Consider the following 14,009-nt stretch of genomic DNA (forward strand, 5'->3'; position numbering starts at 1 on the left):
GGATCGTGTCTCAGAAGACGCGCCTCGAGCGGCAAAGCACCCGCTTCTTGCGGGGCATCCCGAAAGGCCCGAAAGCATTGACACTTCGTGATCATCGGGTGAGAATTGCCGGTAAGTGAATCACGCGTAACCACAGATCGTGGATGGTTCCGTTTCCCTTTGCTCCGGAAGACAATGATGTCAACGACAAAATATGAACTGCGGACCGGTCGGCCCGCGCCGAATCCGTTCAGCGATCCTGGACAATACAACGCGGACCCGGCAGAGGTCCGTCCCGCTCGTCTTGGCGACGTGCACGATGCCATCTCCCGATTGCGCGATCTGGGCAGCGTGGACGACGCCCTGGCGGCCGCGGCGAGGACGTTCGCCCCCGCTGGTCACTTCGCCAGGGTCCTCCTTTCGCGCATCGAAGGATCACTGTGGGTCCCCCGGCACTGGCACTCCTCCGAACTGGAGCACGAACAGGAACGCGGGCTGGAGTCCCTGCTGGCCGCATTGCGCGTGCCGCTGTGCTCCACGATGGTGGAGACCCAGGTCGTGCGTCGCAGGACTTCGCAGCTCGTGGAGCACGCGCAGACCGATTCACGCACGCATCATCCATTCGTCGATGCGATCCGCACCCGCTCGTACATCGTGGCGCCCGTCATCGTCGGTGAGGAGGCGGTCGCGCTGATCCATGCCGATCACGGTGCGAATCGGCACCCCGTCTCCGAGGCCGACCACGACATCGTGCGGCACTTCGCCGATCTGCTCGGACTCGCGCTCGAATCCATCGCGCTCGATGCACGGATCGCCGCGGAGCGCGAGCAAGTCCGCTCGGCGCTGGCGCGCGCCGAGTCCGTCCTGAGTCAGCAGGGCACCCCCTCACTGAGCGTCGTGCTGAACGCCCGTACGCCGGCACCGCACGCGCTCCAGCCGGCGTCCCATCCGTGGGGGCTCTCGGATCGCGAGGCCGAGGTTCTCGCACTGATGGCCGAAGGGCTGACGAACCGCGGCATCGCCGATCGTCTCTTCCTCTCGGAGAGCACCGTCAAGTCCCACGTCAAGCAAATCTTCAGGAAGCAGGGAGCCAGCACGCGATCGGAGTCCATCGCGCACGCATGGCGTCACACTAGATGGCAGGAACTGCGGGCATCGTGACAGGAAGGCAAGGGATTCGCCTCGCATCAGGAGAATCGACCGATCGGGGCGGCGAGACCTCCGGCCTGCTCGCCCGGATCGGCGCGATCGTCATCGCATGGGAGAGCGAGACTGGCTCATCGATTACGCTTCCGGATCTGCGCGGCGGCATCGTCCTCGACGCCGCCGAGGCCGTCGCAGAGCTCACCGATCGGACCATGTCGCGGCTGGCCGGGGAGAGCTCGGAGGATGCGCGCGGTCGGCTGACGCGTATCCTCGGAGAGCTCCAGCGGGTGTCGTTTGACTTGCAGTTGCACGCCATGAACGTCCTATCGGTCCGTCTCAGCGGCGCCTCCCGTGCACTCGCCACCCTGCGGGCCGGTAACGGAATCGGCGACCCGCTCGAGAGGGTCTGCGCCGAGCTCGTCCGCCAGTGCGGGTTCGGCCGCGCGGTGCTCTCCCGCGTGAGCGGCGCCGTCTGGAAGCCTTGGATCGCGGACTCTACTGCGAAGGACGAGCTCGCGAAGTGGTTCCCCGGCTGGGTGGGATCGGCCATCGCCATCGATGTGCGCGCGCCCGAGCACCAGCTGCTGACGACTCGTCAGCCGGTGCTCGTGCTCGATACCGAGGCAGCCCCCGTTCATCGGCCGATCATCGTGGACTCCGGCCATTCGCGCTCGTACGTCGTCGCGCCGCTGGTGTCCAGGGGGGCGGTCGTCGGTTTCCTGCACGCGGACCATCTCATGCCGGGCGCGCGGGTGACCGAGGCCGACCGCGACGTGCTGTGGGCGTTCGCGAGCGGCGTGGGCTTCCTCAGCGAGCGATCCGCCTTGCAGGAAGCGCTCCGGCAGCAGCGACAGCAGACGCGGGACATCCTCATCGACGCGGCGGAGAGCATCATGGCGTTCACCGAGCTGAGCGCCGCCGGCGACGCTGCACATGCCCCACTCGACGCTGTGCGTGTCATAGGCGAACGGACTGGGCTCGACGAGCTCACCAGACGCGAGGCGGAGGTGCTGCGGCTTATGGCTGACGGGCTAACGAATGCGGCGATCGCCGACCGCCTCGTCATCGCGCCGGACACGATCAAGTCGCATGTCAAGCACATCCTCCGCAAGCTCGGCACGAGCAATCGATCCCAGGCGGTGGCTCGGTATCTCAGTGCCTGACGGCGCCGGAGCGAGGGCCACCCTCGCCCGGCCATCGGCCGGGGCGCGCGTCGCGAGCCGAGGGCGAGACGCAGCATCCGTCCAGGACGTTGCGTCTCGCTTCCCCGTTCGACGACCCGGAAGGCTAGGACACAGCGACGGCCTCCGCAGGCTCTTCGGCCACCGAAGCCGGTTCCGCAGGCGGGTCGAACAGCCCCAGCTCGCTGCGCCCGATGAGGTCGTACGCCGCATCCGTCGTGAGCGGGTGGAAGGGGCCGCCGCGGGCATCCCGGTACAACCGTTCCAGGACGTGACCGCGCCGGAACGCCTGGCCCCCGACCAGGCGTAGGGCGCCATCGGCAACGCGGATGGCCGTCTCGGTCGCCGTCACCTTGCCCACATCGAGGAACGCGACCCGCGATGCAGGGTTCCACTGCCCGTCCCGCCCGTCAACGAGGATCTGCGCCGTCGCCTCCAGGACGCGGGCGGAGGCCTCGACATCCGTCTTAAGCTTGCCCAGGTTGTACTGCACGAAGCCTACGTTCTTCAGGGCGACGTCCTGGCCCTCCTGGGTGGCGCCGAGTGTCTTCTTGCGAAGGATCGCCTTGGCCGCCTCATAGGCCTTCTCCGCGAGTCCCTGGTACACGCTGGCGAAGCTCATTGACGCCCACTCGAACTCGCCGAACAGACCCTCGCGGAAGTTCCCGCCATAGGCCTCAGCAGGGACACTCACTTCGTCGAAAACGAGCGTCTGTGTGCCGGTGGCCCTCATGCCGAGCGTGTCCCAGGTGCGGACGACGCTCAGACCAGGGCTGTTTGCGGGAATGACGAAGACGGCCTCCCGCGAGGCGTGCTCGACGAAGCTGTCCGGCAGGTGCCCCGATTCGTCGGTGATCGTCGCGTTGAAGGCGACGAGGTCGGCCGCCTCGATGAGGGTGGCCCACGACTTCTTGCCGCTGACGCGCCAGCCGCCACTGCCGTCCGGGACAGCGATCGTGTCGGCGAGACCCGACAGCCCCGCACGGTCCTCGCTGAAAGGCCCGGAGACCAGCAGGTTTTCCTCCACAATCCTGCCGAAGACGCGCTTCCTGCTGTCCTCGTCGAGCAGGCCCCGGAAGATTCCGATCATCGTCTGATGCATGTTGAAGGAGAGCGCGATAGCGGGATCGCCCTTCGCGAGCTCCCGGGACACGAGCGCGGTCGTCCAGATGTCCGCGCCATCGCCGCCGTATTGCTTGGGGACCGCGATCTTCGGCAGCCCCGACGCTTTGTAGAGCGGAACGAGCTCCAGCGGGAACCTGTTGTTGGAGTCCGCGGCGGCGCCGGCCGCAGCGAAATCGGCGGCTAGCTTCGTTGCCCGCCCGACGATCTCGTCGCGTTCGGACGGGGACAGTACATTATCGTGCTTGCCCATGAGTCAATGTCCTTCTGTTGGGGGTATAAGAGAGTTCTCGCCCAGTGCATGCCAGGCACGGTTGTGATAGACAAGCGGTTGACTTTCGGCGGCGCTGGCCGCGTCGCTGCCCGCGACCGGGGCTTGGGTCTCCAACGCGTGCACGACGACCAGCGTCGAGGTGCCGGCGTCCAGCCGGTCGACAACGCGGCCGCGGATCCAGACGCTGGCAGACGGGAAGTACGGCTCGCCGCTGTCCAGACGGCCCCACAGCGTCGTGTCGGCGAAGCGGTCGATCCCGCTCGTCGCGCAAAGCTGGGCAAGGTGAAGCTGCGTTGAACCGACCAGGTGCACGACGAGCGTGTCTGCCATAAGGATGGTCGGCCCGCTCGAGGAGAGCTCCGACACGGAGAACACCAGCAGCGGCGGCTCGGTGCTGACCGAGAACACGGACGTCGCCGTCAGCCCCACCGGTCCCGCGCCCGCGTCGGCGGTGACCACGGCGACACCGGCCGGATGGTTGCGGAACGCTCCTTTGAACTCGTCCGGGGTCAGGCCCCCGGCAATTCTCCGCGCATGTTCGCCCACGGCGGGGGCTGCATCACCGTTTCTCACGGCATTCACACTCATGTCAATCCCTTCCTGCTTGCCGGCTGGGGCCCGGTCGCCCCCGCCCGCGAGGGCGGGAGCGAGGAGTCACGCACCGAAGCCCTCCTTCCAGTAGTGCACCGTCTGCACCGGCACACCGAGCTCGCCGAGCAGGGGCGTGTCGACCCAGTAGGTCGACTCGCGGGTGATCCGGCCGTCGGCGTCGAGCTGCTGCCAGGTGAGGCCGATCGTGGAGAGGGTCCGCCCGCCGACGGGCAGACCGTGGTACGTCTCGAGGTCCTTACCCGTCCAGGTCCAGAGGATCGCGACGGCGCGGAGGCCGTCGTCGCCAGTCAGGTCGAAGGCCTCGCGGATCTCGAAACGATGGATGCCGGAACCATTGGCGCTGTCCTTGTTCGAGAAGGGGGCCAGCTTCGGACGCAGCTCGTCCTTCGTGATGGCGGTGTCGGTCACGTGATCGTCGTCCGCGGTGTCGTCGAACACAAACTCGCCGGCATAGAGCGCGAGTGCCGCGTCGATACTCTCCGTAAGCGCGGCGGCCCACTTCGCTGCATGAACGTCTGCGATTGCGGTCCGGGTGTCAGTAGTGATGGTCATGTCAGATCCTTGTCGTATCGGGTCGGCTAGGAGACGGGCTTGAACTTGTTGGCACGATCGATCTGCGGCACGAACGGCGCGAGAGCGCTCACCGCGTCCCAGTAGCTCTCGTCACGGGTGATCCGGCCTTCCCGATCGTAGAAGTGCAGGGTCAGACCGCGCGAACCAGGGGTCCGGTCCGGGGTCGGGATGCCCAGGAACGCCTGAGCCTTCCTCGCCTCCCACGTCCAGCGGTACACCGCCGCCTGCTCATCGCCGATGACCTCGTCGATGCGGAAGTTGTTGATTCCGATCCCGTTCGTCGTGTCGGCGTTCGCATAAGGCCCGAACACGCGCAGCAGATCCTCACGCGAGGTGATGCCGTGCTGATCGAGGATCGGGTCGGTGAACACGAAAGGTTCCGCGTACATCGCGACGACGTCCTCCGGACTGGAGCGGAACGCCTTCAGCCACTTGACTGCCGTATGGAACTGATTGCTCATGGTTCGTTCTCTCTTTCTGCACGACGTCGGTGTCATGCGAACTCGTCTTCCCAAAGGTAGTAAGGGCCGGCGCCGCCGAAATCACCCGTCGGGGGGAATCCGCAACGCGAACGGGTGAGTCCTCGGGGGGAGACTGTCCAGCGCTCGGTGGCTGTCGGCGACACCGCCGGGAGGGGCAGACGCGCACCCCTCTCCCCCCAGCGGGTGAGGCGATTCACCCGTTCGAGGGTCGTCTTCGCCGCGAAAAGCGCATAGCGTCGGATCTACCCGAAGGAACCGCTGCTGAACCCGCAGTTCCGACACCGCTATTCAACGAGGAGAAGCGACACATGTGGGGCACCCTTCCTGATGTTCTCGACCGCACGATTCTTGAGAACCGTAATTCCCTTGCCATCGTCGAGGGCGACCGCCGGCTCACCTATGCCGAGCTCGGTGCCCTGCGCAACCGCATCGCCGCAGCGCTCGTCGACGCGGGACTCCGCAAAGGTGAACGCGTCGGCCTGCTGCTGTCGAACGTCCTCGAGTTCATCCCGGTGCAGCACGGCATCTGGGCCGCCGGCGGCGTGCTCGTGCAGATGCCTACGCGCCAGGTCGCGAATCAGTTCCGAGCGACGCTGACTCAGACGCACGCGACCACTCTGGTCTATCAGGCGCAGTTCGACGACGTCGTGGCCGCGATTGCGCCTGACCTCCCTGAGCTCGTGCGCATCATACGGATCGGCGGTGAGGGTGCTCCGACGGCAGAGGCGCTGCAGAGCGTACTCGCTTTCGAGGACTTCATCACCGGTGCTGACGCCGGGTCGCGGCCGGAGGTGGGGCTGGAGGAATCGGATGAGGCGTACGTGCTCTTCACCTCCGGGAGCACGGGAGAGCCCAAGGGTGTGGTGAACACGCATTTCACCTGGGCGCATTACAGCATCACCGCTGGACTGGAGATCGGAGACATCCGGTGGGGCGAGGTCTTCGCGCACGGCGCACCGCTCACCCATTACACGCAGATCTTTGTCATGCCCACCTTCATCCGCGGAGGCACCAACGTGATGCTGCCCGGACTCGACGTCGACGTGCTGCTGTCATCAATTCAGAAGTACAGGGTCACCGCGACCGCGGTCGTGCCGACGATCGTGTATCTGTTGCTGGACCACCCCCATCGTGAGGATTACGACCTCTCCACGTTGAACACGATGATCTACGCAGGCGCGCCGATTGCGCCGGAGCGCCTCAAGCAGGCTCTCGAGATCCTCGGTCCGATCTTCATCCAGACCTACGCCGGCACCGAGCCGGGATACGTCTCAGCCATGCGCAAGACGGATCACCGCATGGACAGTCCGAAAGCCATCGAACGGCTGGCATCGGCGGGACGTCCTCTCCCCTTCGTCCAGGTCACGATCCAGGATGAGTTCGACCGGGTGCTGCCCGTCGGTGAGTCGGGCGAGGTCACAACCAGGCAGCTTGGCCAGATGCTGACCTACGTGGATCCCGCACGCAACAGCGAGGCGCTCCGGGACGGTTGGGTGCACACCGGCGACATCGGCCGTCTCGACGAGGACGGGTTCCTCTACATCATCGACCGCAAGAAGGACATGATCGTCTCGGGCGGCTTCAACGTCTTCCCACGGCAGGTCGAGGACGTCCTCGCCACGCATCCCGCGATCGCGCAGAGCGCCGTCATCGGCATACCGCACGAGAAATGGGGAGAGGCCGTGCACGCGTTCGTGGTCTTCAAGGCGGGAGCCGCGGCATCCAAGCAAGAGCTCATTGACTACGTCAAGGCCGAGCTCGGCAGCATCCCCGCCCCGAAGACGCTCGACGTCATCGACGCGCTCCCGGTGAACCCCGCCGGCAAGGTCGACAAGAAATCGCTCCGTGAGCCGTTCTGGGCCGGGCGCGTCCGCCAAGTCAGCTGATCCACCCACCACATCCGCACAACCCCCAGGAGAGAACAATGGCTGTTCCGCACTACTCGCAACTCATCGACGGCCAATGGCACGACACCGGCGAGACGTATACGATCCACTCCCCTGCGACAGACGAGGTCGTCGCCACCGTCGCCAAGGCGGGCGTCGCCGACGTCGACCGTGCTGTAGCAGCGGCCAAGGCCGCTCACGCCGCAGGGACATGGCGCAATTCCTCGCCCGCCGACCGGGCCGCGGTACTGGATGCCGCGGCGGCCAGCCTCGCGGCGCGCGCCGACGAACTCGCGTTCCTGCAAAGCCGCGAGAACGGCGCCACGCTCCGCATCACGAGCGCCCTGCACCTCGGACTAGGGATCGCGCAGCTGCAGTACGTCGCGCAGCTCGCCCGCGAATACGAGTTCGAGTCGGACGGCCCCGAGATCGGGCCGATCCCGGCAGACGGTGTGCTGCGTCGTGAGCCGTTGGGCGTCGTGGCCGCGATTGTGCCGTGGAACATCCCCCTGCTGACGACCGTGTGGAAAATCGCGCCGGCGCTGGCCGCCGGAAACACCGTTGTCCTCAAGCCCGACGAGCATGCACCGCTTCTTCCACTGGAAATGGCCAGAGCCCTCCACGAGGCCGGGCTGCCAGCCGGCGTCCTCAACGTCATCGTGGGCGACGGCGAGCCCGTCGGCGCGCACCTCGCCTCGCATCCGGATGTGCGCAAAGTCGCCTTCACCGGATCGACGGTGGTGGGTAAGAGCATCCTCGGATCCTCGGCGGACACGCTCAAGCGCGTCACCCTGGAGCTCGGCGGCAAGGGCCCCAACATCATCCTCGACGACGCCGATCTGGATGTCGCCGTCGACGGCGCGCTCTTCGCCTGCTACGCCAACAACGGCGAGGCCTGTGAGGCGGGTACCCGGCTGATCATCCCTGCGGCGCGCAAGGAGGAGATCATCGAACGCCTCGTCGACCGTGGCCGGACGCTAGTCGTCGGCGACCCGACGGACGTCGCGACCACAATCGGGCCGCTAATCACCAGGGAGCAGCAGCAGCGCGTGCTCCGCTACATCGCCGACGCGAAGGCGGCCGGCGCGCGCATCGCTCTCGGCGGCGGGATCCCCTCCGGCGAACAGTTCACCAAGGGCAATTGGGTCGAACCCACCATCATCGCCGATGTGACCAATCTGGACCCGATCGCCCGCGACGAGGTCTTCGGGCCGGTGCTCGTCGTGCTCACCTACGATACGGTCGACGAGGCGATCGCTATCGCGAACGACACGAACTATGGCCTGTCCGCAGGGGTCTGGGGCGCGGACGAAGCACGGACCCTCGATGTCGCACGCCAGCTGGAAGCGGGCATGGTCTACGTGAACGACTGGCACGTCATCCACCCCGCCTACCCCTTCGGCGGCTACAAGCAGAGCGGCCTGGGGCGCGAGGGCGGCCCCGACTCGCTCGACGAATACACCGAGCAGAAGTACATCTCGATCAACCGCTCGGCCAGTCTGGCGGAGCGTGCCTTCGCCATCGTTGTGAACCCACCCGTCCTGGTCTGATCCGGTTAGGCGCGAAGGGGGTCTCTCCTCGTGAGGGGAGGCTCCCTTCGACATGCGGCTGAACGCCTGGACGCGCGGGGTGGCGTCCGGCGAAGAATGTGCCGCGCCGATCGTTCGCGCCTCATCGGCCAAGCTGTCCTTCAGCGATCGCTGCCGTGCTGCCGCAACAGTCGCTTGGCCTGTCCGGAGACGCCCGACGACAGTGACAGCCATGCTGCCGCGATTTCACGTGCTCGGACCGGCGTCGGTGCGGCCTGCGACCAAGGTCGATTACGCCCCGGCACTCCAGGGGTTTATGCGTCCCTCCTGCAACTAAAGTCTGCGCCTTCCACAGCAGTGGAAGGCCAAAACCGGGGGCAGGTCCAAGACTCCGTGTCCGGACGCGTTCGCGGTCCTCGCTATTAGGTCCCAGCCCTCTGGGGATTGTTCGTTTGGGTCTCATTTACCGTCTCCGGGGCGCGCAGAGGAGGACCGGTGAGACCCGAATGATCATGTCAAGTTAGTTCGGGCCCCAAGAGCCATTTTAAATGGCCCCACCCCGGGATGTGAATGTGGGCCCTTTGGCCATCACGCAAGCGACCCTGAACGGCAGCGCAAGCCTATAGGAGCAGGTATTGCTCCCAAATACGGACGTCGGTTGTAGCCTCCGCACATAAGGGAGACGGTGGATCCCATGGGTCCATGTTGCTCGCGGCTCTTCGGGTCTCGCCAAAGCACCATGAAGGACGATGTACCGTCCTTTTTCATGCGCTTGCGAATGCTGGCCACACAAAAAAGCTAGGCCGCTGTACACACATTTTGAAGTTTTGTACACAGTCAGGGGCCAAATAGGCCCCTGACCTGCGACAACACTGTGCCCGAGGTGGGACTCGAACCGCATTCCAACCCTTGCAAACACTGGGAACTCCAGAAAACATAGCCAATCCGGCCCAGTCCGGCCGATGTACGACCGAGTCCGAAGCGAAATCTGTTGACAGTGTCAACACCCCTCCCCCGACAGACTTCGAGTAACACAGAGCCGACCGCCGCGCTCCCTGACAAGGTGCGCGGCAACTCTATGTAGTAGCGAAAGTCTTCCGGACCGGGATCCTCGACAGCCGGTTCTGGACCCATGTCCGGTCGGAACACCACTGCCGGCTCTAAATTCCTCATGGCGCTTCTTCCTCCCTTCTGACTTCTATGGGCTGAAGGGAGGAAGTGGCATGACCGGCTGCGCCGTTAGCTGCACGGAAGACACTAGTGGCGAATCCAGAGATAGCGTGTCCCCTGGCTCAACCCGGCATCAAGAGCGCTCCCGGCTTGTGACGGAGCATCCGCTATCGGCCTCAGAAGATAGATGTCGCCGAAGAGCTCTGTCTCTAAAATCGACAAACTTGCACTGCGATACGCCTTAGAGCCGGTGAAACCGACATCTAGACTGGGCAAGGAGCAGGAGTCGATTCCAGAAGCTAGTCCCCCACGCATGCATCACGCTGCTCTCCTCCAACGACTCCATGAGCAGCCAAGAATCGTCGATGGTGTTTGTCATCCGGATACTTCATCTTCGCGGGACCGGCCCTCCGAACGACCGTAGCCCCACGCGCCGGGCGTCCCTCGGAAGGACGGTTCCGTATCGCAGCATCAAGAGAGTAGCAAGACGACTATCGCTCGGCGGCCCGAGGTGCCCCAGGTCGAAGAATGGTGATCTTCTCAAGCACTCTTCTCAGCGATCCTTCTTCCCCACCCCGCCGGTACTCCCTGAACTCCACCTCGACGTACTTATTGAAGGCATCAGCCGAGGCCGACATGAGGGTTTTTGGCACGATTCCAGAAAGACGCTCATTAGGCCCATCCTGATGTTCAACAATGAGGTCGAAGATCCGTCGCTCCAGACTTGCCGTTCGCCACATTCCTTCAACTATCTTCAAGTCTTCATCGAGGCGAAGCGTCTTGATGGTCCGGTGCAAATACTTGGCGTCGTCAGGCTTGAAGACCAGTGCTGCACCTCGAGGCGTTCTGTCATCCAAGTCGACGGTGACGCCAATTTCTGAGCAGCGTTGGGCAAAGCGGTCCAGGCTCTTGGTGGCGTCCGCCCCGAGCTCCACCAGCTTGTCCTCCAGTTGCAGGGGCTGATCCCTAAATTCCTTTACTGCTGTAAGGACGGAAAAGAGTTCATCAATCGACCGTTCTGCAGGAGTTTCTAAGTGTTCTAATCCTGGGAATGGAGAGTCGCTAAGGCCGGCGTGAGGTCGACGTGCTTCCCCGAAGTCGGCGGGCGGGGCAACCAGTTCAAGAATCACGGAACCGGGCTGCGGAGCCAACCCCCACAAGCCGAGCCTCTCTCTGACCGAATCGGTGATCGCCATGTATGGCTTCTCGAGTTGACGATTAACCAGCGTCACTACAGCGTCGTTGAGCGCCAGTATTGACCGATAAACCGGGTGTGCAGGGCCAGCATGGCCCCGGATAGCTCCACCATACAGCTTTGCCCTAATCCCTTTTTTCCCGAGCGCCCAGAGGTCAGTCGTGACTTCTCCTGCAGATGGGGCGAATCCGGTTAGGTCCATATAGACCTCGGCCAAATCCTCGGATTCCATGGCATTGAAGCGCAGGTCCATACGCTCCCCGCGAGAGAGGTCATCGCTTCCATCGATTGATTGCCAAGCAGCGGCGAAGAGTCTCTGCCTATTTGTGTAAGTCACTCTGTCACCTCCACATAGCCTTTCCTCAGGCCTTCGACAATTGTCCGATCGGCCGAATGAACACTAGACCAGTGCTCGTGCCAGTACGCCAGCTTGTCTGGGTTCCCGAGCTGGAAGCGAGAGGCATCTATCGCTCCCCCCATGACTCTTATCTTCTGCCCCCCTGCGGCGACCGTATTGAATAGTTCTGCTTGCTGCCAGTCCTGGAGTGCATTGAAGTGCAAACGATCTACTCCGACCGACACGTCGATGTCGCTTGGAGCTGCCCATGGCTTATGGGTTGTGAATCCTCCGTCCAGGAGAACCCGGCAAGTCGGAAACGTCGCTCTGAGTTTGTTCACATACGAAGGAAAAACCATCCAAAGCGACTTTCTATCCTCAGAGTACGGCGCCGCAGTGACAAAAAGATCGAATATTTCTTCGAGCGTTGCCCTGTGGGGGCTTTCGGAAGCTGGTAGAAGTCCATACTCCCCTTCAAGTGCTGGCAGCACCTAGTCACCCCCCTTACCCTGCACTGCTACTCCCGCGATGCTTCATAGCGCTTGGGGCCCAAGTCTATGCGTATGCGAGTGGCGCTCGCTCGCGAGGCTCGCCAATTGGTCAAATCAGCAACAGGGCTCGAAAAGGCTGGGCATGGGTGCCCTCAACATCACCGGAGGGAAACTGGGCAAGCGACGAGCCTGAGCTATGCACCGGAACCAGATTGTTGTACCATATGTAGTACCATTCAAGTACTCCGGGAGGGTTCTCATGGCAATCACTGCGTCAGACGCGCGAGCCAAGCTGTTTCCGCTCATCGAGCAGGTGAACAACGACCACGTTCCAGTGGAGATCATTTCGAAGAAGGGCAGTGCCGTGTTAATGTCACTGGCTGACTTTGAAGCGCTTGAGGAAACCGCGTACTTGCTACGTACGCCTGCTAACGCGGCTCACCTGCTAGAGAGCATTGCCCAGCACAGAGCTGGGACGGCGACCGAGCGGGCTCTGGAGGAATGAACACGGCCTTCACGCCGAACGGCTGGGATGACTACCAATACTGGATCAAGAACGACAAGGCCATGGTGAAGCGGATCAATCTGCTCATCAACGAGTGCCTCCGAACACCCTTTGAAGGCATTGGGAAACCGGAGGCACTCAAACATCAGCTTGCCGGGTACTGGTCTCGACGCATCACCGAAGAACATCGACTTGTATATGCGGTCGAGGAGGCACAAATCGTCGTTGTCGCCGCTCGGCACCACTACTAGCGGCGTAGACTCCTTCCGGTCTGCAACTTGGGTATACATCCGGGACGCCTGTCGGATCCAGACCGCGAATTAATATAAGAAGGCGGGACGGCCAGAAACTCCTACAAATGAGTGGGAGGCGGTAGGCCACGCTGCGGCCTAGGAGTGCGCTGAATAATCGGCGGGAGTGAGGCGCGTCCGGTGGACTTTTGGGACCGGTGATTTAAGACTGGTTTGATGCAGGGTCGTGAGGATGCGCAGCGGGGTTTTTTTGGATGTGGAGGTGCTGGCCGGGGAGTTGTTGGTCCCGGGCAGCGTTTTCGCGTTTCTGGCCGGGCACCGGGGGCGGCTGTTTCGGGATTCGGTGATGGAGGATCTCTTCCGCTCGGGACGAGGGCGCCCGTCGGTGCCGGCACCGGTGATCGGATCGGTTCTGGTGCTCCAGGCCCTGCAAGGGCTCTCGGACCGCGAGACTGCGGAGGCGTTGACGTTTGACCTGCGGAGGAAAGCCGCCTGCGGGTACGGGCTGAACCAGTCTGCGTTCCACCCGACCACGCTGACGCATTGGCGCAAACGGCTCGCCGCGACTTCGAATCCGCACCGGATCATGGACGCGATCACCGAAGTCGTCGCCGAAACCGGGATCCTGAAGGGCAGGCGTCGGCGTGCTTTGGATTCAACGGCGCTCGATGACGCGGTTGCCTGGCAGGACACGGTCACGCAGCTGATCGCCGCCATCCGCCGCTTCTGCCGTGATGTGCCCGGAGACAAGGCGCTGAACGCAGCCCACTCCACCGGGTATGACTACACCCGCCCAGGGAAACCCGACATGGGACTGCCCCCGGTTTTGTTGACTCCTTGACCTAGCGAGCTGGTGCTCGTGGAAGGATGTTGACCATGCCCACGGCTTATGGGGGCGGAGTTCCGCCAGGATGCTATTGATGTGGCCCGCAAGGGCGGGGCGCCGCTGGCGCAGATTGCGAAGGATTTCGGGTTGTCGGTCATGACGCTGAAACGGTGGATTGCCATCGCCGAGCGTAAAGAATCCGGGGCCGGCCCGGCAGCGGCTAAGTCGGCCGAGATGCGGGGAGAATGAGATTCTGCGCCGGTCTGCTGCTTATCTGGCGAGGGACATCAACCCAAAATGATGTACCCGCTGGTCACGGATCTTGGCGTACCCGCTGGTCACGGATCTTGGCGCCGACGGTGTTCCCGTACCCGCTGACCACGGATCTTGGCGCCGACGGTGTTCCCGTGGCGGTGGCCTAGATTGAAAGACGGTCATCGGAGGGTTGAT

Annotated in this window: 12 protein-coding genes and 2 pseudogenes; 8 read left to right on the forward strand and 6 right to left on the reverse strand. The window is 63.6% G+C overall.

What is annotated here, in order from left to right; all coding sequences use genetic code 11:
• Positions 1-177: 177 nt before the first annotated feature.
• Entirely contained in the window at positions 178-1,140 is a 963-nt protein-coding gene (locus ABD742_RS13090) for a LuxR C-terminal-related transcriptional regulator (RefSeq protein ID WP_234750487.1), read from the forward strand.
• Positions 1,116-2,288, forward strand: coding sequence for a LuxR C-terminal-related transcriptional regulator (locus ABD742_RS13095; protein ID WP_234750486.1), 1,173 nt, complete (start codon positions 1,116-1,118; stop codon positions 2,286-2,288). The genes ABD742_RS13090 and ABD742_RS13095 overlap by 25 nt, the downstream gene beginning before the upstream one ends.
• 124 nt (positions 2,289-2,412) lie before the next feature.
• Here the strand turns inward: ABD742_RS13095 and ABD742_RS13100 are convergent, their stop codons facing one another.
• From ABD742_RS13100 to ABD742_RS13115, 4 genes are all read right to left on the reverse strand, one after another.
• Positions 2,413-3,681, reverse strand: a complete 1,269-nt coding sequence (locus ABD742_RS13100; protein WP_234750485.1) for an acyl-CoA dehydrogenase family protein — start codon at positions 3,679-3,681, stop codon at positions 2,413-2,415.
• Between the two features lie 3 nt (positions 3,682-3,684).
• Positions 3,685-4,275 carry a flavin reductase family protein gene (locus tag ABD742_RS13105; protein ID WP_234750484.1) on the reverse strand — a complete coding sequence of 197 codons (591 nt, stop codon included), beginning with the start codon at positions 4,273-4,275 and terminating at the stop codon, positions 3,685-3,687.
• A gap of 81 nt (positions 4,276-4,356) precedes the next feature.
• Entirely contained in the window at positions 4,357-4,866 is a 510-nt protein-coding gene (locus tag ABD742_RS13110; RefSeq protein WP_234750483.1) for a ketosteroid isomerase-related protein, read from the reverse strand.
• A gap of 26 nt (positions 4,867-4,892) precedes the next feature.
• Positions 4,893-5,348 (reverse strand): nuclear transport factor 2 family protein, encoded by a 456-nt coding sequence (locus ABD742_RS13115; RefSeq protein ID WP_234750481.1) that lies wholly within the window; start codon positions 5,346-5,348, stop codon positions 4,893-4,895.
• A 329-nt stretch (positions 5,349-5,677) separates the two neighbouring features.
• Between ABD742_RS13115 and ABD742_RS13120 the strand changes: the two genes are divergently transcribed.
• Both ABD742_RS13120 and ABD742_RS13125 read left to right on the forward strand, forming a co-directional pair.
• Positions 5,678-7,255, forward strand: coding sequence for an AMP-binding protein (locus ABD742_RS13120; RefSeq protein ID WP_234750479.1), 1,578 nt, complete (start codon positions 5,678-5,680; stop codon positions 7,253-7,255).
• Between the two features lie 38 nt (positions 7,256-7,293).
• Positions 7,294-8,805 (forward strand): aldehyde dehydrogenase family protein, encoded by a 1,512-nt coding sequence (locus tag ABD742_RS13125; protein ID WP_234750477.1) that lies wholly within the window; start codon positions 7,294-7,296, stop codon positions 8,803-8,805.
• Between the two features lie 1,640 nt (positions 8,806-10,445).
• On the opposite strand, the gene ABD742_RS13130 is transcribed toward ABD742_RS13125, so the two are convergent.
• Together ABD742_RS13130 and ABD742_RS13135 are read right to left on the reverse strand one after the other, a co-directional pair.
• A complete protein-coding gene (locus tag ABD742_RS13130; protein ID WP_234750474.1) occupies positions 10,446-11,486 on the reverse strand; it encodes a hypothetical protein in 1,041 nt (346 codons plus the stop codon).
• Positions 11,483-11,977: a DUF6932 family protein gene (locus ABD742_RS13135; RefSeq protein WP_234750472.1), complete on the reverse strand. Its 495-nt coding sequence runs from the start codon at positions 11,975-11,977 to the stop codon at positions 11,483-11,485. Before ABD742_RS13135 ends, ABD742_RS13130 begins: the two co-directional genes overlap by 4 nt.
• A gap of 259 nt (positions 11,978-12,236) precedes the next feature.
• Between ABD742_RS13135 and ABD742_RS13140 the strand changes: the two genes are divergently transcribed.
• The 4 genes and pseudogenes from ABD742_RS13140 to ABD742_RS13155 form a co-directional block, all read left to right on the forward strand.
• Positions 12,237-12,482, forward strand: a complete 246-nt coding sequence (locus ABD742_RS13140; RefSeq protein ID WP_234750470.1) for a type II toxin-antitoxin system Phd/YefM family antitoxin — start codon at positions 12,237-12,239, stop codon at positions 12,480-12,482.
• Positions 12,479-12,733, forward strand: a complete 255-nt coding sequence (locus ABD742_RS13145) for a Txe/YoeB family addiction module toxin (RefSeq protein WP_234750468.1) — start codon at positions 12,479-12,481, stop codon at positions 12,731-12,733. Before ABD742_RS13140 ends, ABD742_RS13145 begins: the two co-directional genes overlap by 4 nt.
• A gap of 216 nt (positions 12,734-12,949) precedes the next feature.
• Positions 12,950-13,538: pseudogene (locus ABD742_RS13150) on the forward strand (transposase); the annotation flags it as partial.
• A 71-nt stretch (positions 13,539-13,609) separates the two neighbouring features.
• A pseudogene (locus ABD742_RS13155) lies at positions 13,610-13,929 on the forward strand (transposase); the annotation flags it as partial.
• Positions 13,930-14,009: the final 80 nt, after the last annotated feature.

Origin of the sequence: Arthrobacter ramosus (assembly GCF_039535095.1) — a bacterium.
Lineage (GTDB): Bacteria > Actinomycetota > Actinomycetes > Actinomycetales > Micrococcaceae > Arthrobacter > Arthrobacter ramosus.